Here is a 21832-nt window from a genome sequence, read left to right on the forward strand (position 1 = left end):
CGGTTGTGTGGACCGACAAGAAGTGCGCGACAGCAAAGAGATCGCCGACGCCGGCCTCCTGGCGGCGCCGCGCACTAGGAGGGCAGACCCTTGGGCCTGCCCGCGAAGCGGGCCTGGGGGATGTGACGGCTCGCTAGACCGCGCCCAGCACCGGCTCGAACGCCAGCTCGGCCGCCCCGACGAGCTTGGCGTCACGTCCGAGCGGGCTGGTCTCGATGCGGGTGCCGCCGACCGCCCGGCTCACCAGGCTCCGCTCGTGCACCTGCGTGCGGACGTGGTCGACGACCGCGGGCGGGAGCGCGGTGAACAGGTCGCCGAGCACCACCAGGTCCGGGGCGGTCACGTTGACGACCGTGACGAGGCCGGTGGCCAGCCACTCGGCGAACTCGTCGAGCGGGCCGGGGAGCGGGGCCGTGGCGAGCGAGCGCAGCTCCGCCACGATCACGCCGCGCGGGGTGTCCTCGGGCAGCCCCAGCGCCCGGCACAGCGCGGCCTCCCCCACCTCGGTCTCCCAGCAGCCGCGGTTGCCGCAGTAGCAGTCCCGCCCGCCGGGCCGGACCACGAGGTGCCCGATCTCCCCCACGTACCCGCGGGTGCCGCGCAACGGCCGGCCGGCCGCGATCACACCGCCGCCGACACCGCGGTCGGCGGAGATGTAGACGAGGTCGTCGACGCCGTGGGCCTCGCCGCGGACGTGCTCGGCGAGTGCGCCGAGCTCGGCGTCGTTGGCGACCTGCACCGGGATCCTCAGCACCGCAGCCAACCGGGTGCCGAGCGCGACGTCGCGCCAGCCCAGGTTGGGCGCCTCGTGCACGAACCCGTCGTCGCGGCGCACCACGCCCGGTACGGACACCGCCGCCCCCCGCGCCGAGACGGCGAGCTCGTCGGCGAGCAGCTGCGCCGACTCCGCGATGTGCGTGATCACCTCGCCGGGTGCCCGGGTGCGGTGGTGCAGGTTCCAGCTGTGCCGTCCGAGGACCTGTCCCCCGATGCCGACCATCGCCATCGCGACCTGCTCGACGCGCACGTCGATCGCCAGCACGACGGCCGCCTCCGGCTCGGGCAGCACCATGAGCGACGGGCGGCCCGCGCCGTTGCGCTGCGCGGGCACCGCCTCGGTGACGACGCCGGCCTCGGCCAGCCCGTCGACCACCGCCTTGATCGTGCTGCGGTTGAGCCCCAGCTCCGCCGCCAGCGTGGCGCGCGTGCATGGTCCGGCGACGTGCAGGCGGCGGAGCAGCGCGGCGCGGTTGTGCCGGCGGGCCTCGTCCGGCCGCGCACCTGCCGTGCCGGCGGGTGCACCACCCCCACCGTCACCGCCCCACGCGCGGCTCACCTGCCGGCGACCGCCGACCGCCGTCGCGACAGCACGTCCACGCCCGCGGCGAGCAGGAGCACCAGGCCGTTGACGAGGAACACCACCGACGCGGGCTGGCCGAGCAGGCCGAGGCCGTTGTTCACGGTGGCGAGCACCGCGCCGCCGATCACCGCGTTGCTGACGCGCCCACGCCCGCCGAACAGCGATGTGCCGCCGATCACCGCCGCGCCCACCGCGAACAGCAGCGTGTTGCCGCCACCCGCGGCCGGGGACACCGAGCCCACCTTCGAGGAGTAGACGATCGCACCGATCGCAGCGCACGCCGCGCCGATCACGAACACCGTGGCCCGCACCCGCGTGACGTCGATGCCGGCCCGGCGGGCGGCCTCCCGGTTGCCGCCGACCGCGTAGACGTGCCGGCCGAAGCGGGTGCGGTCGAGCACGTACGTGCCCGCGACGAGCAGCACGAGGACGACCGGCACCACGTACGGCACGCCTGCGATCGGCGTCGTGCCCGGCGAGCGGTCGAGCGTGAGCAGGAACGTGGCCACCGCGGCGAGTACGACCACCGCGCCGACCTTCAGCAGCACGAGCCCCGTCGGCTGCGCAACCAGCCCGAGCTTGCGCCGCGACCGCTGCCGGTTCAGCAGCACGGCCGCGTAGCCGCCCGCGGCGATCACGAACAGCAGCCAGCTGGCGAGCGTCGACAGGTTGCCGTTGGCCACCGCGATGATCACGGGGTCGCGCAGGCCGAGCGTGCCGCCGTCGCCGATCAGCTGCAGGATCACGCCCTGCCACGCGATGAACAGCGCCAGCGTCACCACGAACGACGGCATCCCGAGCTTCGCGACCGCGAAGCCGGTGAGGCAGCCGATCGTCACGCCCACGCACACCGCCAGCAGCATCTCCAGCCACGGGTTGGGTGGGAACCCGACCAGCATCAGCACGAGCGCCACCGCCGAGAGCGCGGCCCCGAACCAGATGCGCAGCATCAGCGCGAGCGCGATGGCGACCACCGTGATCACGAGGAACAGCACGAACACCGTGGTGCCCATGCCCCCGAGCAGGTTGCCGCTGCTCACCAGGTGCAGCGCCATCACCGCCGCCGCGAGGCCGGACGCGGTGCCGGCGGCGAGGTCGATCTCGCCGGTCAGCAGCACGAACACGAGACCCATCGCGATGATCGTCTGGCCCGCGCCCTGCTGCAGGAGGTTGGCCAGGTTCAGCAGGCTGGGGAACGTGCCGCCCGAGTCGAGCACCGTGAACAGCACGAACAGCGCGGCGAGCCCGAGCAGGGCGGGCAGCGCGCCCAGGTCACCGTTGCGCAGGTTGCGCAGGTAGGCGCGGATGGCCTCCTCGGTGCTCCGGGCAGTGGTGTCGATGCCGAAGTCGGCCGCGCGGGCCGACGCGGGCGCGGCGCGCTCCGCCGCACTCGCGGCGCCGGCCGTCTTCTCCACCTGGGTCTCCTCCGTGTGCGCCTTCTCGGCGCTGATCTTCGGTGGGCTGGTCTTCTCGGGAGGCATCAGACGGCCACGCTCTCCGGGCGCTGCAGGCCGAGGTCACCCGACCGGCCCGCGGTGATCAGTTCGACGACCTGGCCGTGCGTCACGTCCTTGGTCTGCACCTGCGCGACCATCCGGCCCAGGTACAGCGTGGCGACCCGGTCGGCGACCTCGAACACGTCGGCCATGTTGTGGCTGATCAGCACGACGCCGAGGCCCTGCTCGGCCAGCCGGCGGACCAGGTCGAGCACCTGCCGGGTCTGCGCGACGCCCAGGGCGGCCGTCGGCTCGTCCAGCAGCACGACCCGGGAGTCCCACAGCACGGCCTTCGCGATGGCGACGGTCTGGCGCTGCCCACCCGACAGCGCCGCCACCGGCATCCGCACCGAGGTGACGGTGCGCACCGACAGCGACGCCAGGGTGCGGCGCGCCGCCTGCTCCATGTCGGCCTCGTCGAGCAGCCAGGGCTTGCCCCGCTCCCGCCCGAGGAACATGTTCTGCACGATGTCGAGGTTGTCGGCCAGCGCGAGGTCCTGGTAGACGACCTCGATGCCCAGGTGGGACGCGTCGGTCGGGCCGTGGATCGCCACCGGCTCGCCGGCGAAGCGGATCTCGCCGCTGTCGATCGGATGGATGCCCGCCACGCACTTCACCAGGGTGGACTTGCCCGCCCCGTTGTCGCCGACGAGCGCGGTGACCTCACCGGCCCGCACGTCGAAGTCGACGTCGTGCAACACCTGCACGGCGCCGAAGCTCTTGTTCACCCCGCGCAGCTGCAGGATCGGCTCACTCATGGTCACCTCCCGGTACTCGTGAGTGGATACGCGTGCCGCCGCGACTCCCGGGGCACGCGTATCCACTCACGACCGTCGATTCGTCAGCTGGCGCTGATTCCCAGTTCCTGGCAGGCGGCGGTGGTCTCGGCGACGCAGATCTCGGAGCCCTTGACCTGGCCGTCGTCGATGACCTTCTTGACGTTGTCCCGGGTGATCAGCTGCGGCTCGAGGAGCACCGACTTCACCTCGCGGTTGCCCTTCGAGTCGGCGACCGAGGCGGTGGCGAGCGCGTCGGCGGCGGCGGTGTCGCCCTTGGCCAGCGCGGCCGCGAGCTTCGCGGCCCCCTCGGCCTCCTGCTTGATCGGCTTGTAGACCGTCATGTACTGGTCGCCGCGCAGGATGGCCTGCAGGCCGTCCGGGGTGGCGTCCTGGCCGGTCACGACGACCTTGCCGTTGAGGCTGTACTTCCCGAGGACGGTGATGATCGCGCCCGCGAGCCCGTCGTTGGCCGCGACGACGCCGTCGACCTGGCCCCCGTTGCCCGTGAGGATCTGCTCGAAGGTGGTGCCGCCGATCTGGTTGTCCCAGTCCTCGATCTTCTGGCTGCCCACGAGGGTGTACTGGCCCGCCTGGTACTTCGGCGCGAGCGCGCGCTGCTGGCCGTTGTAGAACAGCGTGGCGTTGTTGTCGGTCGGCGCACCCTCGATCTCGATGACCTGCGCGTTGGTCTTGCCCGCTGCGTCGAGGCCCTGCACGAGGCCCTCGCCCTGCAGCTGGCCCACCTTCTCGTTGTCGAACGAGACGTAGTAGTCGCTCGAGCCGCCGAGGTTGAGGCGGTCGTAGTCGATGGTCGGGATGCCCTGCGCCTTGGCCTTGGCGGCGACGGCCGAGCCCGACTCGCTGCTGATCGAGGCGATCACGAGCACCTTGACGCCGCTGGCGAGCATGCTGTCGGCCAGCGTGGAGAACTTCTGCTCGTCGCCGAGGGCGTTCTGGATGTCGGCGTCGAGGCCCTCGGCCTGCATCGCCTGCTCCAGCAGCGGCTTGTCGAAGCCTTCCCAGCGGGCGGAGCTCTCGGTCTCGGGGAGGATCACCCCGACCTTGATCCCGCCGGCGGGCGCCTGGCTCTGAGCGGGCGCCGCGGGAGCGGCAACGTTCTGACCACAGGCGGCGAGTACGAGGGCGAGCCCCAACCCGGCGGCCGCGAGCGCGGTTCTCCTGATGCGCATGGTCGTCCTTCCACAGCTGCGGGGAATGTTGTGACCGACAACGTATGGCCCCGATCCCCGTGGCGCCAAGCACACTGAATCGTTAAAGTTCCCCTCGTACGGTCACATTTCGGTCTCACGGGTGGGTATTTGTTGCGACGACCCACCCGCGGCAGCGCAGGCGGGGCGTGCGGCGCTCGGTGCAAATGCACGCCGCCGGGGCCCTCGGAGATCGTCGGCGAGTTCACCCGACCGTCTCGCCATCACTCGATCAGGCGGAACTCCATGACGGATCGTGAAACCCCTGACCGCTACCGAGAGTGCTCAGCCTCCCGTTCGGCCCACCGCTGCCGGGGTGTCCCCGTCGCGGGACCGGAGCGACACGGCGGCCACGACGGCCGCGATGCCGAGGAACTCCAGCACGGTCGGGACCTGCGCCAGGCCGATCAGCCCGACGACCGTCGCCGTCGCCGGCAGCAGGGCGAGCAGGACGGCGAACCGCGCCTGCCCGAGGCGGCGCAGCACGACCTGGTCGAGCACGTACGGAACGACGCTCGACAGCATCCCGACACCAACCGCGAGCACGAGCACGACGGGGTCCGCGAGCGCGGCGAGGGCCCCCGTCCCGCCCGCGAAGAGCAGCGGAGAGAGCACGACGGCGGCCACCACGAACCCGACCGTCATGTCGTCCAGACCGTTGCCGCCAGACGCCACCCGCTTGCCGAGCACGATGTACGCGGCCCACATCGTGGCTGCTCCGAGGGCCCACAGCACCCCAGAAGGGCTGCCTGACCAGCGCACATCCGCGATGAGCAGCACGCCGACGGCGGCGAACAGCACCGCCGCGACGTCCCGCGGGCGGCGCGACGCCACAGCGGCGACGGCCACCGGGCCGCAGAACTCGATCGCCACGGCCGTGCCGAGCGGCAACCGGGCGATGGCCTCGTAGAACGCGATGTTCATCAACGCGGTGGCGAGCCCGAACGCCGAAGCCCGCCAGAACCGGGCCCCACGCCACGCCGACCGCGGCGGCCTGCGCCACGCCAGCAGCACCAGCGCGGCCCCGAGGAGGCGCAGCACCGCGACCGCCGTGGGCGGCAACCGCGTGAACAGCCCGACCGCCAGCGCCGCGCCGACGTACATCGAGACGGCGCCGACGACGAACAGGACGGGCGCCGGGACCCGCGTAGCCACACCACGCACGTGTGCTCAGCGTAGTCAGCCTGTCAGAAGTGTTTACACGGGTCGTGTTGCGGCATCCCGTGGGGGCACGCATCATTCACACGTAGTCAACTGGATCTGCAAGAGTCACCGCAGCGCCACCGCGATGACAGGTCGCTCACTCGGTAGAGCGTGATGTCCGTCGCGACGCGCCACGGGAACACGTGCAGGGGTTCTGAACGTCTGGGAGAGTGGGCGCACCGCGCAAGCGGTCGTCACAGCAAGCGACACCGGGTCCTCCGCCCGGTGTCGAGACGGAGGGAGACCGCTATGCAGCCAGGAACCCTGACCCGGCCCGCGTTGACCGCCGCTGACCGCTGTGACCGGTGCGGAGCGGCCGCGAAGGTCCGGGCCGTGTTGCCGAAGGGCGGCGAACTGCTGTTCTGCGGTCACCACGCGCGGGCCCACGCCGACAAGCTCCGCGAGCTGGAGATCGACGTGCAGTCAGGCAGTTGACCAGGCCGGCTCCGGCCGGCCATCGATGACGCCTCGACGGGGCGGGGACCACGGTCCCCGCCCCGTCGGCGTATCCCCACCCCACACGCGCGAGTCGCGGTGTGAGTGCGCGCGAGTCGCCTCAGCGCCAGGAGCGGAGGGTGGCGATGCGCTCCTCGAGCTGCTCGATGTTGGCCATGGCGGTCGGCGGGCCACCGCAGGACTTCCGCAGCTCGTTGTGGATCACGCCGTGCGGCTTGTTGGTGCGGTGGTGGTACAGGGCCACGAGGGTGTTGAGCTCCTTGCGGAGCTTGTTCAACTGCTCGCGAACGGTCAGCTGGGGGCGTTCTGCGGGCGGTGGGGGCACGGCGGGGGCGTTCTTCTGGCCGCGGCTCATCCACTCCTTCTGCCGCTGGTTGAGCAGCGTGCGCACCTGCTCGGGCTCCAGCAGCCCGGGCAGGCCCAGGTAGTCCTCCTCGTCGGCGGAGAACGAGGTGCCCTCGTAGATCAGCTGGTCCAGCTCGGCCTGCGCGCCGAGGGCGGTGAAGGACTTCTCGTCCTCCCCCGGTTCGTCCTCCTGGCGCTGGGCGCGGGCGAGCAGCTCGTCGTCCCACTGCTCGTCGGCGCGGTGCGGCTTGCCGAGCACGTGGTCCCGCTGGGCCTCCAGCTCGCTCGCCAGCCCCAGGAGCACCGGCACGCTGGGCAGGAAGACCGAGGCCGTCTCCCCCTGCCTCCTCGACCGCACGAACCGGCCGATGGCCTGGGCGAAGAACAGCGGGGTGGATGCGCTCGTGGCGTACACGCCGACGGCGAGCCGCGGCACGTCGACGCCCTCGGAGACCATCCGGACCGCGACCATCCAGCGGTCCTCGGACTCGGAGAACTTCGCGATCCGCGCCGAGGCGCCGGCCTCGTCGGACAGCACGAGGACCGGAGGGGTGCCGGTCACGCGCGTGAGGATCTCGGCGTACGCGCGGGCCGTGGTCTGGTCCGTGGCGATCACGAGCCCGCCCGCGTCCGGCATCCCGCCGGTGCGGTGGGCGGTGAGCCTGCGGTCGGCGGCCGCGAGCACCGCGGGGATCCACTCGCCGGCCGGGTCGAGCGCGGTGCGCCAGGCCCGGGCGGTCTGCTCCGCGGTCATCGGCTCCCCGAGCCGGGCGCTCATCTCCTCGCCCGCGCTCGTGCGCCAGCTGGACGTGCCGGAGTAGGCGAGGAACACGACCGGCCGCACGACGCCGTCCGCGAGGGCTTCGGCGTAGCCGTAGGAGTGGTCGGCGCGGCTGCGCAGGCTGCCGTCGGGGTCCGGGAGGTAGTCGACGAACGGGATCGGGTTGTCGTCGCTGCGGAACGGCGTACCGGTGAGGGTGAGCCGCCGCGTGGCGCCGTCGAAGGCCTCCTTGACCCCGTCACCCCACGAGCGCGCGTCGCCCGCGTGGTGCACCTCGTCGAGGATCACCAGGGTGCGCCGGTTCTCGGTGCGGGCGCGGTGCAGGAGCGGGTGGGAGGCCACGCCCGCGTAGGTGACGGCGATGCCCCGGTAGTCCGACGAGGTGGCCCCCGTGGAGTTGCGGAAGTCCGGGTCCAGCGCGATCCCGACGCCTGCGGCCGCCCCGGCCCACTGGTGCTTGAGGTGCTCGGTGGGGGTGACCACGGTGATCGCGTCGATCAGCCGGTCGGCGATCAGCTCGGACGCCACCCGCAGCGCGAACGTCGTCTTACCGGCTCCGGGCGTCGCGACCGCGAGGAAGTCCTTCGGTGCGGCGGCGAGGTAGCGGGCTAGCGCGCTGCGCTGCCAGGCGCGCAGCGGTCGTGCGGAGGGAGCGATCTGCTGGGCCTGAGGGGTCGGCGCGGACACACATCTCCCTGACGTCTCGACTACTCACCGAACGGCCCGGCACTGGGGGACCCGCGGCGTCACCGTTGAGGGCGCGGGGCGGCTGCGGGGCGTCGACCAGGTTAACGCTCGCCGCGCGGGGGGCCGGTGGGACCCGCCGATGGTGCATCCTGGGGAACGGGCGCCGGCGCCCCCCTGACCGGGTGAGCCAGTCGTGCCCGCGGGGCCGAGCTGGGACGATGCTCCGGCAGCCCCCTGCCGGTACCGAGGAGCCGTGATGACCGACCCGTACCCGCCCGCGCCGGCCGCCGCGGAGGCCGTCGCGTCCGGGCTGGACGCGCTGATCGCCGACGGGCATCCGGGCCCGCTGGGGTTGCTGTCCGGGGGTTCGGCGTTGCGGATGGCCGCCGCGCTCGCGGTCCGGCCCGGTGCCATCGCGCGCCGCGGCATCGGGTTCGCCGCGGAGCTGGCCCGGATCGGTGCCGGCCTCTCCCGGGTGTCGCCGGCGCCGGACGACGCGCGCTACGCCGACCCCGCGTGGTGGCACAACCCGCTCCTGCGCCGCCTCGCCCAGGCGCACCTGGCCGCGAGCGCCACCGCCGACGCGCTCGTCTCCGACGCCGGGCTCGGCGCCGCGGACGAGGCCCGGCTGCGCGGTGCGGTCGCCGCTCTGTCCGGCGCGCTCTCCCCGAGCACGTCCCCGCTCAACCCGGCGGTGTGGCGGTCGGCGGTCGACACCGGCGGGGCGAGCGCCGTGCGGGGCGTCCGCAGGCTCGTCGCTGACCTGGCCGTTCCGCCGCGCGCCCCGGTACACGTGGCGGCCTCGCTGGAGGTCGGCGCCGACGTCGGCGCCACACCGGGCGCGGTCGTGCTGCGCACGCCGGTCTTCGAGCTCATCCACTACCTGCCCCAGACCGAGCTGGTGCACGAGGTGCCGCTGCTCGTCGTGCCACCGGTGCTGAACCGCTTCTACGTCGCCGACCTCGCACCCGGCCGCAGCATCGTCGAGCACCTGGTCCGGGCGGGCGTGCAGGTGTTCGCCCTGTCCTGGCGCAACCCCGATCCCGCGGAGGTCCGGGCTCACGCTGACTGGGACCTCGACACCTACGGCCGGGCCGTGCTCGAGGGCATGGACGCCACCGAGCACGTCGCCCGCACCCAATGCACGTCGCTGATGGCCTTCGGCGCGGGCGGCACGATCACCGCGATGCTGCTCGCCCACCTCGCCGCCACCGGCGCCCAGCACCGGGTCGCGGCCGTGACGCTCGCCGGCACCGTGCTCGACACCCGCACCGTGCCGCCGGATCCGGCCACGGCACGGGCGGCGGTGGCGGAGTCGGAGCGCACCGGGCACCTGGACGGCCGGCCGCTGCTCGCCGAGCTGGCCTGGCGGGCGCCGGACGCCCTGCTGTGGCCGCAGGCCGTGCGCTCCTACCTCTGCGGGGAGGAACCCCCGACGTCGGACGTCCTGTTCTGGCTGACCGACACCACCCGCGCGCCCGCCGGTCTGCACCGCGACCTCGTCGACGTCGCGCTGCGTGCGCCGCTGTCGGTGCCGGGCGCGGCCAGCATGCTCGACACGCCGCTCGACCTGGCCAAGGTCGACCGCGACTGCTACCTGGTGGCCGGTGCCGCCGACCCCGTCACCGCGTGGCGCGACGCGTACACGGCGGCCGGCCTGTTCGGTGGCAGCTGCCGGTTCGTGCTCGCGACGGGCGGGCACGCCGCGTCGCTGGTGAGCCCTCCGGGTGGCGCCGGGACCGGCTTCCGCGCGGCGGGCGCGGTGCCCGGCAAGCCGGGCCACTGGCTCGCCGCCGCCGAGGAACAGCCCGGATCCTGGTGGACCGACCACCTCGGCTGGCTCACCGCGCGCAGCGGCCGGCTGCAGGACGCCCCACCGGAACTCGGCGGGCGCGGGATGCACGCCCTCGCTCCCGCGCCCGGGGCGTACGTGCTGGAGCGTTAGCGCCCCGCAGGGAGTGCTAGGCGGCCTCGGGCAGGCGGGCGACCGCGAGCCGGTAGGACGAGCGCCGCGTGCTGCGCATCGTGGAGAGCTCCTCGAGCTCGACGCCCGCGTCGGCGAAGGCCTTGCGGAACTCGTGCTCGTATGTGACCCGCCCGAAGTGGATCGTGGTGACGTGCTGGGCGAGGGGCTTCGCCCACTCCAGCAGCGGGGATCGCCGGTGGTGGAACGTCTGCGTGGCGTACAGCCGTCCGTCCGGCGCGAGCAGGGCCGCCACGTGCGCGATGGCGGCGGCCGGGTCCGGGAGCAGCATCAGGCTGGCGCTGAAGTACACGGCGTCGTACGGGCCGCCGCGGTGGTCGTAGACCGAGCCGAGCACCGGGGCGACGTGCCCGGTGAGGTCGGCCCGCTCCAGCGCGGCGCGGCAGCACGCCACGTAGTCGGGATCGATGTCGAGGCCGACGACGGAGAGCTCCTTGGCCCGCACGACGTCGGCGCACCGCGCCAGCGCCGCTCCGGTGCCGATACCCACGTCGAGCATCCGGGCACCGTGCGGGAGGCGCGTGAGCACCTGCCGGTACCAGGTGGAGGTCATTCCGGCGATGACGCGGTCGTAGACCCAGGCGCGGACGGCGCTGCGCACGGGGACCCGGCCCGGGGACGGCATGCTGCCGGGTACCCCGGCGGGGTGGTCAGTCAACAGACCGGCCGCTCAGTCTCCGCCACCGTCATTGCCGTCGTCCTTGCGGTACGTGTCGAAGATCTTCTTGCACTCGGGGCACACCGGCGAGCCGGGCTTCGGCGAACGGGTGACGGGGAAGGTCTCGCCGCACAGCGCCACCACCATGTTGCCGAGGACCGCGCTTTCGGCGATCTTGGCCTTCTTGACGTAGTGGAACATCTTCGGCGAGTCGTCGCCCGTGGTGTCCGTGCCCTCGGGCCGGGTGTCGACGTCGGGCAGAACCTGCGTGGCCATGTCGTCCATGATGCCCCACGTGCCCGTTCCCGTCTCCCCACGTGATCCGTTGCTGACCTCACCCGAGGTCGGCGATGCCGTTGCCGCAGGCCGCCCCGTTGTCGCGCTGGAGAGCACGCTGCTCGCCCACGGCCTTCCGGCGCCGCAGAACCGCGCCGCCGCGGAGGACCTAGAGACCGCCGTCCGCGCCCACGGAGCCGTCCCGGCCACCGTGGCGGTCCTCGACGGGGTGGCCCGCGTCGGGCTCACGGCGGGCGAGCTGGACCGCGTGTGCGCGGGCGGGCTCGCGAAGCTGTCGGTGCGCGACCTGGGCGCCGCGGTGGGCCTGCGCCGGGACGGCGCCACCACCGTGGCCGCCACCGCCGCCCTCGCGCACGCCGCAGGCGTGCAGGTGTTCGCGACCGGTGGGCTGGGTGGCGTGCACCGCGGCGCGCGGGAGAGCTGGGACGTGTCCGCCGACCTCGCCGCCCTCGCCACCACACCCGTGCTCGTCGTCTGCTCGGGCGTGAAGTCGATCCTCGACGTCCCGGCCACCCTCGAGGTCCTCGAGACCGAGTCGGTGCCCGTCGTCGGCTACCGCACCGACGCCTTCCCCGGCTTCTACCGGCGCGACTCCGGTCATCCGGTGCCGTGGCGCGTGGACACGCCCGCCGAGGCCGCGGCGGTGTGGCAGGCGCACCGGGCGCTGGGCGGCAGGCCGGGCGCCGTGCTCGCGCAGCCGGTGCCGGCCGACGCCGAGCTCGACGCCGTGCTGCACGACCGCCTGCTCGACGAGGGACTCGCGCTGATCTCGTCGCGCGGGGTCACCGGCAAGGACGTGACGCCGGTGCTGCTCGAGCACTTCCACTCGGGCAGCGACGGCGCGAGCCTGAGGACGAACCTCGCCCTCGTGCTGGCCAACGCCGCGCTGGCCGCGCAGGTGGCGGCGGCGCTCGGCGCATGACGCCGCCCCGGACCGTGCCCCGGATCGTCGTCGTGGGCGACGTCGCGGTGGACGTCCTCGTCGAGCCCCGCTCGCCGGTGGTCCCCGGAGCCGACGTGCCGGCGCGGATCCGGACGCGCGCGGGAGGCGCCGGGGCGAACACCGCCGCGTGGCTCGCCCACCTCGGTGCGGAGGTCACGCTCGTCGCACGCGTCGGGGACGACCCGGCGGGCCGCGCGGCCGCCGCCGACCTGCACGAGGCCGGCGTGCGCCCCGCGCTTTCGGTCGACCCCGGCCACCCGACCTGCGCGGTGGTCGTGCTGCTCGCCGACGGCGACCGCACGATGCTCTCCGACCGCGGCGCAGCCGCCCTGCTGGCGCCCGCCGACCTGCCCGCGTTCGACGGGGCCGACCACCTGCACCTCTCCGGGTACGTCCTGCTCGACCGGGCATCGCGGGCGGCGGGGCTGGCCGCCCTCGCGCGGGCCCGGGCCGCCGGGCTGAGCACGTCGGTGGACCCGCAGGTCGCCCCCGCGCTGGGGCCCGGGTTCGTCGACGACGTGCGCGGAGTCGGCCTGCTGCTGCCGAACGCCGCCGAGCTGGCCGCGCTGGGCGGCGTGGCGGCACTGCGGGACGTGGCCGGGGCCGTCGCGGCGACGGACGGGCCGAGGGCGGCGCGGTGGACCGACCCGCACGGGACGTGGACCGCCCATCCCCCACCCACCGCCGTGGTGGACCCGACGGGTGCGGGCGACGCCTTCGACGCGGGCCTGCTCGTCGCCTGGCTCACCGGGTCGGACCCGTCGGCCGCACTGGCGGCGGGCTGCGCCGCGGGCGCGGCGGCGGTGGGACAGCTGGGCGCGCGGCCCGCTGGTCCGCCTCAGCAGCCCAGCGCCGTCGCCAGCTCGTGAACGGAGCGGACCGCCAGGTCGGACGGCGTGTCGGCGGCCCGGTCCGCGACGCGCTGCGGGCCCTTCTCCCCCGGGCGTTCGAGGAACGCGGTGCGCAGACCGGCGTTCGCCGCCCCGGCGATGTCCCACCCGTGGCAGGCGACCATCAGCATCCGGGCCGGCTCGACGCCGAGCAGGTCGACCGCCGTGCGGTACGCGGCGGGATCGGGTTTGTAGGTCCGGGCGAGCTCGGAGGACACGATCGCGTCGAAGCGCAGGCCCGCGTCCTTGGTCAGGCGTGTGAGCAGCCCGAACCCGCCGTTGGACAGGGCGACCACGAGGAAGCGCTCGCGCAGCCGCTCCAGGCCGTCCGCCACGTCCTCCCACGCGGGCAGGCGGTACCAGCCGCGCACCAGCTCCCGGCGGGGCTGCTCGTCGAAGCGGTCGGCCACCCCGAACGCCTCCAGGAGGTCGTCGAGCGACTCGCGGTGGAGCGTGTCGAGCGGCGTCCACGGACGCTCACCGTCCCGGACCCGAGCCATCGACGGCAGGTACCGGTCGCGCCACGCGCCCGCGAGCGCCGCGGCGTCGACATCGACCCCGCCCGCGGCGGCGATCTCCGCGATCCGCCCGGTGATCCCCGTCCACCAGTCGACGGTGGTGCCGAAGACGTCCAGCGCGACCACGTCGACCTCGTCGGCCCGCATCACAGGTCGACCTCCAACCAGTCGCCGAGACCCCGCCTGCCCTGCGCCGTCACGTGCACGATGCGGCTCCCCTCGGCCACCCGCATCCAGCCGAGCGCGATCAGCCGGCTCATGACGGCCGCGCCGAGGCTGCCCGCCAGGTGGTGGCGCCGCTCGCTCCAGTCCATGCAGCGGCGGGCCAGCGGGCGGCGCAGGCGGTCGAGCTGCTCGAGCCGCACACCGATCCGCGCCAGCACGGCCGGGGCGGTCGCCGTCACCGCGTAGCCGCGACCGTTCTCGACGAGCACGTCCCGCTGGGCCAGCGCCTCGGTGAGGACGACGCCGGCCGTGCCCGCCAGGTGGTCGTAGCACAACCGGGCCCGCCGCAGGTTCTGCCCGCGGACCGAGGCCCGCAGCGACGTCACGCGGTCCGGCGGCGCGAGCAGCAGCAGCGCCTCCATGGCGTCGGCCACGGCGTTCGCCAGCCGGTACAGCCGCTGCCTGCCGACCGGCTCGACGACGAGCAGCCCGCCGTCGACGAGCTTCCGCAGATGGGCGCTCGCCAGCGACGCGGACGCCCCCGCGGCGTCGGCCAGCGCGGACGCCGACATGGCACGCCCGCTGAGCAGCGCCAGCAGCATCGCGACGCGCGTCCGGTCGGCCAGGAGCGCCCCGATCCGCGCGAGATCCGCTTCTCCCGTCACGGGTGGAACGTAACCGCCGGAAGCTCGAACGGCGGTTGAAGTGTGTCAGCCGTCGATCACCGGGTGTTCGCGCTGCTCGATCTGGCGGCGGTCGGGCTGGTAGCGGTTGGTCTTCTCGACCTTCTTCGGCAGCCGGTCGTTGGCGACGAGCACGGCCACCCACGGCAGCGGGATCGACAGCACGAGCAGGGTGACCGCGAGCCACGGGATCTGGTAGCAGGCGGCAGCGACGACCATGAACGGGATCCGCATCCCCATCATGATCTTGTAGCGGCGCTTCCGGACCGCGAGCTCTTCCTCGTAGGAGCGAGCCGCGTCGGTGATGAGCACCGGTTCGGTTGGGCGAAGTGGATCTGCCACGACTCTCCCTCTGTAGACCCCCCATCGTGCCACTCGGGTGGGCCTGCGTGTGCCCTACCCGGGTGCCCGGTTCAGCGCCTGACCGTCGAGGAGGGCGTGCAGCTCGGCGGCGCTGCGCGGGCTGGCGTCGAACCCGGCGGCGCGCAGCAGCCGGTGCACGGCCGGCGCCCAGGCCGGCCCGAGCCGGGCGGTCCGCAGCAGGTCCGGGTCGCCGAGCACGGCGTCGGCCGGTCCGGTCCGCACCCGCCCGTCCACGACCACGGCGACGTCGGCGGCCCACCGGTGGGCGAGGTCGACGTCGTGGGTGGAGAGCACCGGCGTCGTGCCGCCCGCCTCCAGGGCGGTCAGCGTGTCCAGCAGCGCCTCGACACCCGCCGGGTCGAGGCCCGCCGTCGGCTCGTCGAGCACCAGGAGTCGGGGCGCCATCGCGACCGCACCCGCGATCGCCACCCGCTTCTTCTGGCCGAACGAGAGCAGGTGCGGGGGCCGGTCGGCGAGGTGGGTGAGGTCGAGCGCGGCGAGTGCGCCGTCGACGCTGGCCCGCACGGTCGCCTCGTCAAGGCCCAGGTTGACCGGCCCGAACGACACGTCCTGCGCCACCGTGGCGGCGAAGAGCTGGTCGTCGGGGTCCTGCAGCACGAGCTGCACCGCGGTGCGCAGCGCGGTCCGGCCCGCGCGACTGCGGCGCACCGGGACGCCGTCGAGCAGCACCTCCCCCGCATCCGGCGCGAGCGCCCCGGCGAGCAGCCGGAAGAGCGTGGTCTTGCCGCCGCCGTTGGGCCCGAGGACGGCCACGCGCCGGCCCGGGTGCAGCACGAGGTCGGCACCGGTGAGGACCGGTCGCCCGGGCTCGTAACCGAAGTGGAGGCCGCGGGCCTCCAGCACCGGCGGCGTCACACCGGCACCAGCGACAGGGTGACTACCGCCGCGAGCAGCACCGCGGTTCCCGCCAGGAACCGCCGGGAGAGCCGCTGCGGCGGCAGCTGCACCCGAAGCGAGCCCGGGTCGCCACGCAGGGCGAGGCCCTGCTCCATCCGCCGTGCCCGGTCGAACGCGCTCACGAACACCGCCCCTGCCTGCCCCGCCACCGAACGGAACGTGGTGCGGAAGGAGCGGAACCCGAGCCGGCCCGCCTGAGCGGCGCGCACCGCGGCCATGCGGTCGAGCAGCAGGAACAGCAGCCGGTAGACCAGCCCGGCGACGTCGACCACGGCGGCGGGCACGCCGAGCCGCGCCAGCCGGGGCAGGGTGTCGGCGAGCGGCGTCGTCGCCGCGAACAGCAGCAGGCACAACAGCGCTGCCGTCGCGCGCCCGGCCAGGGCGAGCGCGGCGCCCACCCCGCCCGGGTCCAGCCGCACGAGCGTCGGGCCACCCACCGAGAACAGCAGTGGCAACGCGCCCACCACGACGAACAGCAGTGGCCCCCGGGCGGCCCGCAGCAACCGGCGCGCCCCGAGCCCCGCCGGGCCGAGCAGCAGCGCGAGCGCCGTCCCGCCGACCACGAGGGCGCCCGGCCACGGCGGCACCGCGACGGCACAGCAGAGCAGGCCGAACGCCAGCACGGCCTTCTCCCCCGGGTGGCGGTGCCGCCACGGCCCCGTGCAGGCCACCGCGTCGAGTGCGGGCATCAGGCGGGCGGGTCCGCGTCCCGGCGGCGCGTGCGAGCCGCCCCGAACACGTAGCCGAGCACACCTCCGCCGATCGCCGCCTGCAGCGCGAACAGGCCCGATGCCGTTTCGGCCGACGGGTTGAACAGCGGCGCGAACCACGGCCGGTAGTCGCTCTCGTCGATGCGCTCCACCGCCCTGCCGTCAGCGCCCGCGAACTCCGAGTCGCTGCCGATGAAGAGCGGGACGGCCGCGAGCAGCACCACGCCCAGCACGAGGATCCAGTTGACGATGCTGAAGCGCGACACTCAGGCCTCCTGCCGGGCCGGGCGGAAGCCGAGCCGGGCCAGCTCGGCCGGGCTGACGCGGGTGAGCAGGCGCACGACCAGCACCGTCAGCAGGCCCTCGCTCACGGCGAGGGGGATCTGGGTCACGGCGAAGATCGCGAGGAACTCGGCGAGCGCGCCCGGCACACCGGACGTGGCGTCCGGGTGGGCGAGTGCGAGCTGGACCGCGGTGGTGCAGTAGGTCGAGAGGTCGGCGAGCGCGGCGGCGAGGAACACCGCAACCGCGAGCCCACCCCCGAGCCGCCGGACCAGCGCGTACACCCCGTAGGCGACCCACGGCCCCACCACTGCCATGGAGAAGGCGTTGGCCCCGAGCGTGGTGATCCCGCCGTGGGCGAGCAGCAACGCCTGGAAGGTCAGCACGATCGTGCCGAGCAGCGCCATCACGGGTGGCCGGAACAGGATCGCGCCGAGGCCGGTGCCCGTCGGGTGGGAGCTGGAACCGGTGACGGACGGGAGCTTCAGCGCCGAGAGCACGAACGTGAACGCGCCGGCCGCGCCGAGCAGCAGCCGGGTCTCGGGCTCCTCGCGGACCTGACGGACGACGGCGCGCGCTCCGTGCACCACGAACGGGGCGGCCACGGCGGTCCAGGCCACGGCGTGCAACGGCGGCAGGTACCCCTCGGCGATGTGCACCGGCGGACACTAAGCCGACGGCGCGATCACCATCAAGTCTGAACAGTCCTTCAATCGTTCAGCGGTGATCGTCGCCATGGGCGTGCAGCACGACGTCCCCGACCACGCCCTCGGACACGACGTCCAGCAGCCGGGTGGTGAGCTCGCCGGTGACCCGGTAGCGCACGAGCCTGCCCTGCCGGTTGGCGCTCACCATCCCGTGCGCGCGCAGCAGCCGCAGCGCGTGCGACACGGCGCTGTCGCTCATCCCGACGGCGAACGCGAGGTCCGAGACGCACAGGTCACCGGCGTGGTGCAGCGCGAGCAGGATGCTGAGCCGGTTGACGTCGCCGAGCGCGTCCAGCACGGCGGCCGAGTGCTGCAGCTGTGCGGCGTCGGCCAGTACGGCCGCTGCGTCGCACACCTGGTCGGGGTCGATGACCCGCGCGTCCCGGCGGGTCTCGGGCACCCGATGCACTAGTGCCCCCCTCCGGAAGTTCGGCGCACATCTCGACGGCCCAGCTTCCCGCTGGGCGCACCGGCGAACCGGCCGAGTATGTCCAATACGAGGCCGGCCCCCCGGCGCACCCAACGAAAACCTGGATCCGTCGATATACGCACCGGCCTTCCGGAGGGGGGCACTAGCCTCCCGCCTTCGCAGCCGCCTTCTTCGCCTGCTTGTACTCCCGGACCTGGGCGAGCGACGCGGCGTCGACGACGTCGGCGACCGAGCGGTGCACGCCCTCCTCGCCGTAGCCGCCGGCGGCCTCCCGCCACCCCGCCGGGGTGATCCCGCGCTGCTTGCCCAGCAGCGCCGTGAAGATCTGCGCCTTCTGCTTGCCGAAGCCGGGCAGCGCGGCGAGCCGGCGGAACAGCTCCCGCCCGTCGTCGACGTCGCTCCAGATCCGGGACGCGTCGCCGTCGTACTGCTCGACGATCGCGGCTGCGAGCGCCTGCACCCGCCCTGCCATCGAGCCCGGGTAGCGGTGCACCGCCGGCGGGCCGCGGAAGACCTGCACGAGCGCCTCCGGGTCGTACGCGGCGAGTTCGCGCGCGTCGAGCTCGGTGACACCGAGGCGCTGCGCGATCAGGCCGGGACCGGCGAACGCCCGCTCCATCGGGAACTGCTGGTCCAGCAGCATGCCGATCAGCAGGGCCAGCGGGTCGCGGTCGAGCAACGCGTCGGCGTCGGCGTCCTGGGCGAGACAGAGGGCCACGACCGGAGGGTAGCGCCGCTGCCCGGCCCGCCGGAGTTCAGGAAAGCCACGTTCCTGTACTGCAAGGCCCTGAATGTGGCTTTCCTGAACCCACGGGGAGGATCTCCCCGTGGTTCCCCATCTCTCCCCGGCCGCCGCCGACGCGCTGCGCACCGCGCTGCTGCGCTCCCGCTACACCACCGACGGCGTGCGCGAGCTGCTCGGCCCGTCCGCGCACGCCGCGCTCGGGCGCGGCGAGCTCGAGCCCGCCTTCCGCGCCAGCCGCGACGGCGGTGAGCTCGGTGTACTGGTGCGCCTGCTGCTGCTCGGTTCGACGGAGCCGGACGCCGCCGTCGCGGCCGCGCTCGCACCGCTGGCGCCCGCCGACGCGGCCGCCGCGGGCCTGCTCGCGCCGTCGGGGCAGGGCTGGACGGCCGCGCTCGACCTGCGGCCGTACGGGGACGAGGACGGCGACTGGTGGGTGCTGTCCGACCTCGACGCCCGCCGCCAGGAACGCGACCACGTCACCGGGGTGGGTGCCGCGTCGCTCACGCTCGCCGCGGCCACGGTCCGGCGACCGGTCGGGTCGCTGCTCGACCTGGGTACCGGCTGCGGCGTGCAGGCCCTGCACGCGGGGCGGCACGCGGCGGCGGTGTCGGCCACGGACGTCGCGCCGCGGGCCCTCGCCATGGCGAGGGCGACGTTCGCGCTGAACGACCTCGACGTCGAGCTCCTCGACGGGCCATGGCTGGAGCCGGTGCGGGGGCGCCGGTTCGACCAGATCGTGTCCAACCCGCCGTTCGTGCCGGGACCGGCGCGCGTCGACTACGTCTACCGCGACTCCGGCCAGGACGGCGACGCCGCCCTCGCGGCGTTGCTGCGGGCCCTGCCCGACTACCTGGAACCGGGTGGCGTCGCGCAGCTGCTCGGCTCGTGGCTGCACGTGCGGGGCGAGGACTGGCCCGACCGCGTGCGGTCCTGGCTCCCGGCGGGCGTCGACGCGTGGATCGTGCAGCGGGAGGTCTCGGACCCCGCTCTGCACGTCGGGACGTGGCAGCGCGACGCCGGCCTCGACCTCGCCTCGCCGGAGGCGCGCCGGCAGGCCGGCGCCTGGCTGGACTGGATGGAGCGCGAGCGCGTCGAGGCCGTCGGGTTCGGGTTCCTCACCGTCCGGCGGACCGACGGGGAGCCGACCGTCGTGTTCGAGGACCTGCTCGGGGACGTCGCCGACCCGCTGGGCCCGGAGACCGCCGGCTGGCTGGACCGCGTCGACTGGCTGCGCGCCCACGCCCGCGACGACGCCCTGCTCGCCGCGCCGCTGACCGTCGCGCCGTCGGTGGTGCTCGAGACCTACGCCGAGCCGGGTGCAGAGGGGTGGACCGAGGTCGGCGCGGCCGTCGCCCGGCTGGACGGGCCGCGCTGGCGCCACGAGGTCGACGGCCCGGCCGCCGCCCTGCTGGCCGGCTGCCAGGGGGCGCTCGCGCTCGGCGAGCTCGTGGACCTGCTGGCCTTCGCGCACGACCGGCCGGCCGACGAGCTGGTGGCCGCGACCCTGCCCGCCGTGCGGGAGTTCGTCCGGCACGGCGTGCTGGTGCCGGCGTGAGGGCCGCCACATGAGAGCGGTGGCCGCCCGAGTGACGCACGCAGCGGTTCGCGTGGACGGCGAGGTGGTCGGCGAGATCGAGGGGCCCGGCCTGCTCGTGCTGCTCGGCGTGCACCGCGACGACACCGAGGCCGCCGTGCCCGTGATGGCCCGCAAGCTGCACGAGCTGCGGATCCTCCCCGGCGAGGTGTCCTGTGCGGAGGCGGGCGCCCCACTGCTGGTGGTGAGCCAATTCACCCTCTACGGGGAGACCCGCAAGGGCAGGCGCCCGTCCTGGTCGGCAGCCGCCCCACCGGAGCAGGCGGAGCCCCTGGTCGAGGCGGTGGTGACGGCGCTGCGGGAGCGCGGTGCCCCCGTGGCCACGGGGGTGTTCGGCGCGATGATGGCGGTGGAGTCGGTGAACGACGGCCCGTTCACCGTGCTCGTCGAGGTGTAAGCCGTGCCGCTGAGGGCACGCTGAGAGTGCACGAGCGCACAGTGGCGACCCGGGAACGATACGAGCGAAGGGTGCGTTGACCCCCATTGAGAGCCCCGGCGGCAGCTGAAGCCAACGCCCCGCCCGGGTCGCGTAAGGGGAGGACCACCATGACAGCGCCCACCATCAACGGGCCGAAGACTGCCCGGCCCGCCATCCCGGGCCAGCGTACCGACTCCGACCCGTTGGAGACCACCTTCGGCGACCGTCCCGAGGAGATCACCCCCGAGATCTCCGCCGAGGACCTCGACGCCCAGAGCCCCGCGGCCGACCTGGTCCGCGTCTACCTCAACGGCATCGGCAAGACTGCGCTGCTCACGGCCGCGCAGGAGGTCGAGCTGGCCAAGCGCATCGAGGCGGGCGTCTTCGCCCAGCACGTGCTCGACGAGGCCGCGCCCGGCGAGCTCGACAAGCAGTACGCGGCCGACCTGCGCGCGATCGTCCGCGACGGCCGGCGGGCCCGCAACCACCTGCTCGAGGCCAACCTGCGCCTCGTCGTGTCGCTGGCCAAGCGCTACACCGGCCGCGGCATGCCGCTGCTGGACCTGATCCAGGAGGGCAACCTCGGCCTGATCAGGGCCGTCGAGAAGTTCGACTACACCAAGGGCTTCAAGTTCTCCACCTACGCCACCTGGTGGATCCGCCAGGCGATCACGCGCGGCATGGCCGACCAGGCCCGCACGATCCGCCTGCCCGTCCACCTCGTGGAGCAGGTCAACAAGCTGGCGCGCATCAAGCGCGACCTGCACCAGAAGCTCGGCCGCGACGCCACCCACGAGGAGCTCGCCGCCGAGTCGGGCATCGACGAGGACAAGATCTCCGACCTGCTCGACCACGCCCGCGACCCGGTGAGCCTCGACATGCCGGTCGGTGCCGAGGAGGAGGCGCCGCTCGGCGACTTCATCGAGGACGGCGAGGCCGCCGACGCCGAGACCACGGTGATCTCGCACCTGCTGCACGACGACCTGCGTCGCGTGCTCGCCACCCTCGAGGAGCGCGAGCAGCAGGTCATCCGGATGCGCTACGGCCTCGACGACGGCCAGCCGCGCACCCTCGACCAGATCGGCCGCCGGTTCGGGCTCTCCCGGGAGCGCGTGCGGCAGATCGAGCGCGAGGTCATGGCCAAACTGCGGATCGGCGAGCGCGCCGACCGGCTGCGGGCCTACGCCAGCTGAACCACCCCGGACGACCTGA

Annotated in this window: 24 protein-coding genes; 7 read left to right on the forward strand and 17 right to left on the reverse strand. The window is 74.1% G+C overall.

Going from position 1 to position 21832, the window contains the following annotated elements; genetic code table 11:
• Positions 1-133 precede the first annotated feature (133 nt).
• The 5 genes from FB388_RS22700 to FB388_RS22720 all read right to left on the reverse strand — a co-directional run bounded on the left by FB388_RS22700 (position 134) and on the right by FB388_RS22720 (position 5947).
• Complete coding sequence (locus tag FB388_RS22700; protein ID WP_142104222.1) at positions 134-1336, reverse strand: ROK family transcriptional regulator; 1203 nt, start codon at positions 1334-1336, stop codon at positions 134-136.
• A complete protein-coding gene (locus tag FB388_RS22705) occupies positions 1333-2841 on the reverse strand; it encodes a sugar ABC transporter permease (protein WP_142104223.1) in 1509 nt (502 codons plus the stop codon). The genes FB388_RS22700 and FB388_RS22705 overlap by 4 nt, the downstream gene beginning before the upstream one ends.
• On the reverse strand, positions 2841-3614 hold the full coding sequence (locus FB388_RS22710; protein WP_142104224.1) for an ATP-binding cassette domain-containing protein: 774 nt from the start codon (positions 3612-3614) through the stop codon (positions 2841-2843). The genes FB388_RS22705 and FB388_RS22710 overlap by 1 nt, the downstream gene beginning before the upstream one ends.
• An 83-nt stretch (positions 3615-3697) precedes the next feature.
• Positions 3698-4825: a sugar ABC transporter substrate-binding protein gene (locus tag FB388_RS22715; protein WP_142104225.1), complete on the reverse strand. Its 1128-nt coding sequence runs from the start codon at positions 4823-4825 to the stop codon at positions 3698-3700.
• A gap of 303 nt (positions 4826-5128) precedes the next feature.
• Entirely contained in the window at positions 5129-5947 is an 819-nt protein-coding gene (locus FB388_RS22720) for an EamA family transporter (protein ID WP_142106212.1), read from the reverse strand.
• A 348-nt stretch (positions 5948-6295) separates the two neighbouring features.
• Between FB388_RS22720 and FB388_RS22725 the strand changes: the two genes are divergently transcribed.
• Complete coding sequence (locus FB388_RS22725) at positions 6296-6481, forward strand: DUF7455 domain-containing protein (RefSeq protein WP_142104226.1); 186 nt, start codon at positions 6296-6298, stop codon at positions 6479-6481.
• Between the two features lie 121 nt (positions 6482-6602).
• On the opposite strand, the gene FB388_RS22730 is transcribed toward FB388_RS22725, so the two are convergent.
• Positions 6603-8315 (reverse strand): DEAD/DEAH box helicase, encoded by a 1713-nt coding sequence (locus tag FB388_RS22730; protein WP_142104227.1) that lies wholly within the window; start codon positions 8313-8315, stop codon positions 6603-6605.
• Positions 8316-8571: 256 nt separating this feature from the next.
• On the opposite strand from FB388_RS22730, the gene FB388_RS22735 reads away from it, so the two are divergent.
• Entirely contained in the window at positions 8572-10260 is a 1689-nt protein-coding gene (locus tag FB388_RS22735; RefSeq protein ID WP_142104228.1) for a PHA/PHB synthase family protein, read from the forward strand.
• 16 nt (positions 10261-10276) lie between these two features.
• Here FB388_RS22735 and FB388_RS22740 read toward each other — a convergent pair whose 3' ends face one another.
• Positions 10277-10957 (reverse strand): class I SAM-dependent methyltransferase, encoded by a 681-nt coding sequence (locus tag FB388_RS22740; protein ID WP_211362176.1) that lies wholly within the window; start codon positions 10955-10957, stop codon positions 10277-10279.
• Between the two features lie 12 nt (positions 10958-10969).
• Positions 10970-11233, reverse strand: a complete 264-nt coding sequence (locus FB388_RS22745; protein ID WP_142104229.1) for a DUF3039 domain-containing protein — start codon at positions 11231-11233, stop codon at positions 10970-10972.
• Between the two features lie 10 nt (positions 11234-11243).
• Here FB388_RS22745 and FB388_RS22750 point away from each other — a divergent pair, with 10 nt between their 5' ends.
• Together FB388_RS22750 and FB388_RS22755 are read left to right on the forward strand one after the other, a co-directional pair.
• Positions 11244-12176, forward strand: a complete 933-nt coding sequence (locus FB388_RS22750) for a pseudouridine-5'-phosphate glycosidase (RefSeq protein ID WP_246122586.1) — start codon at positions 11244-11246, stop codon at positions 12174-12176.
• Positions 12173-13066: a carbohydrate kinase family protein gene (locus FB388_RS22755; protein ID WP_142104230.1), complete on the forward strand. Its 894-nt coding sequence runs from the start codon at positions 12173-12175 to the stop codon at positions 13064-13066. Before FB388_RS22750 ends, FB388_RS22755 begins: the two co-directional genes overlap by 4 nt.
• Here the strand turns inward: FB388_RS22755 and FB388_RS22760 are convergent.
• The 9 genes from FB388_RS22760 to FB388_RS22800 form a co-directional block, all read right to left on the reverse strand.
• Entirely contained in the window at positions 13036-13752 is a 717-nt protein-coding gene (locus FB388_RS22760) for a haloacid dehalogenase type II (RefSeq protein ID WP_142104231.1), read from the reverse strand. The genes FB388_RS22755 and FB388_RS22760 overlap by 31 nt on opposite strands.
• A complete protein-coding gene (locus FB388_RS22765; RefSeq protein WP_211362177.1) occupies positions 13752-14435 on the reverse strand; it encodes an ArsR/SmtB family transcription factor in 684 nt (227 codons plus the stop codon). The genes FB388_RS22760 and FB388_RS22765 overlap by 1 nt, the downstream gene beginning before the upstream one ends.
• Before the next feature lie 45 nt (positions 14436-14480).
• Positions 14481-14795 (reverse strand): DUF3099 domain-containing protein, encoded by a 315-nt coding sequence (locus tag FB388_RS22770; protein WP_142104232.1) that lies wholly within the window; start codon positions 14793-14795, stop codon positions 14481-14483.
• A gap of 54 nt (positions 14796-14849) precedes the next feature.
• Positions 14850-15692 (reverse strand): energy-coupling factor ABC transporter ATP-binding protein, encoded by an 843-nt coding sequence (locus FB388_RS22775; RefSeq protein WP_142104233.1) that lies wholly within the window; start codon positions 15690-15692, stop codon positions 14850-14852.
• Entirely contained in the window at positions 15689-16423 is a 735-nt protein-coding gene (gene cbiQ, locus FB388_RS22780) for a cobalt ECF transporter T component CbiQ (protein ID WP_142104234.1), read from the reverse strand. The genes FB388_RS22775 and cbiQ overlap by 4 nt, the downstream gene beginning before the upstream one ends.
• Positions 16423-16710 carry an energy-coupling factor ABC transporter substrate-binding protein gene (locus tag FB388_RS22785; protein ID WP_142104235.1) on the reverse strand — a complete coding sequence of 96 codons (288 nt, stop codon included), beginning with the start codon at positions 16708-16710 and terminating at the stop codon, positions 16423-16425. The genes cbiQ and FB388_RS22785 overlap by 1 nt, the downstream gene beginning before the upstream one ends.
• Positions 16711-17385 carry an energy-coupling factor ABC transporter permease gene (locus tag FB388_RS22790; RefSeq protein WP_142104236.1) on the reverse strand — a complete coding sequence of 225 codons (675 nt, stop codon included), beginning with the start codon at positions 17383-17385 and terminating at the stop codon, positions 16711-16713.
• Positions 17386-17443: 58 nt separating this feature from the next.
• On the reverse strand, positions 17444-17842 hold the full coding sequence (locus FB388_RS22795; protein ID WP_142104237.1) for an ArsR/SmtB family transcription factor: 399 nt from the start codon (positions 17840-17842) through the stop codon (positions 17444-17446).
• Positions 17843-18005: 163 nt separating this feature from the next.
• On the reverse strand, positions 18006-18581 hold the full coding sequence (locus tag FB388_RS22800) for an HhH-GPD-type base excision DNA repair protein (RefSeq protein ID WP_142104238.1): 576 nt from the start codon (positions 18579-18581) through the stop codon (positions 18006-18008).
• A 109-nt stretch (positions 18582-18690) separates the two neighbouring features.
• Here FB388_RS22800 and FB388_RS22805 point away from each other — a divergent pair, with 109 nt between their 5' ends.
• From FB388_RS22805 to FB388_RS22815, 3 genes are all read left to right on the forward strand, one after another.
• Complete coding sequence (locus tag FB388_RS22805; protein ID WP_142104239.1) at positions 18691-20163, forward strand: DUF7782 domain-containing protein; 1473 nt, start codon at positions 18691-18693, stop codon at positions 20161-20163.
• 10 nt (positions 20164-20173) lie between these two features.
• Positions 20174-20599, forward strand: a complete 426-nt coding sequence (gene dtd, locus FB388_RS22810) for a D-aminoacyl-tRNA deacylase (RefSeq protein WP_142104240.1) — start codon at positions 20174-20176, stop codon at positions 20597-20599.
• Positions 20600-20748: 149 nt separating this feature from the next.
• Positions 20749-21813, forward strand: a complete 1065-nt coding sequence (locus tag FB388_RS22815; protein ID WP_142104241.1) for a sigma-70 family RNA polymerase sigma factor — start codon at positions 20749-20751, stop codon at positions 21811-21813.
• Positions 21814-21832: the final 19 nt, after the last annotated feature.

The sequence above is a fragment of the Pseudonocardia cypriaca genome (assembly GCF_006717045.1).
Lineage (GTDB): Bacteria > Actinomycetota > Actinomycetes > Mycobacteriales > Pseudonocardiaceae > Pseudonocardia > Pseudonocardia cypriaca.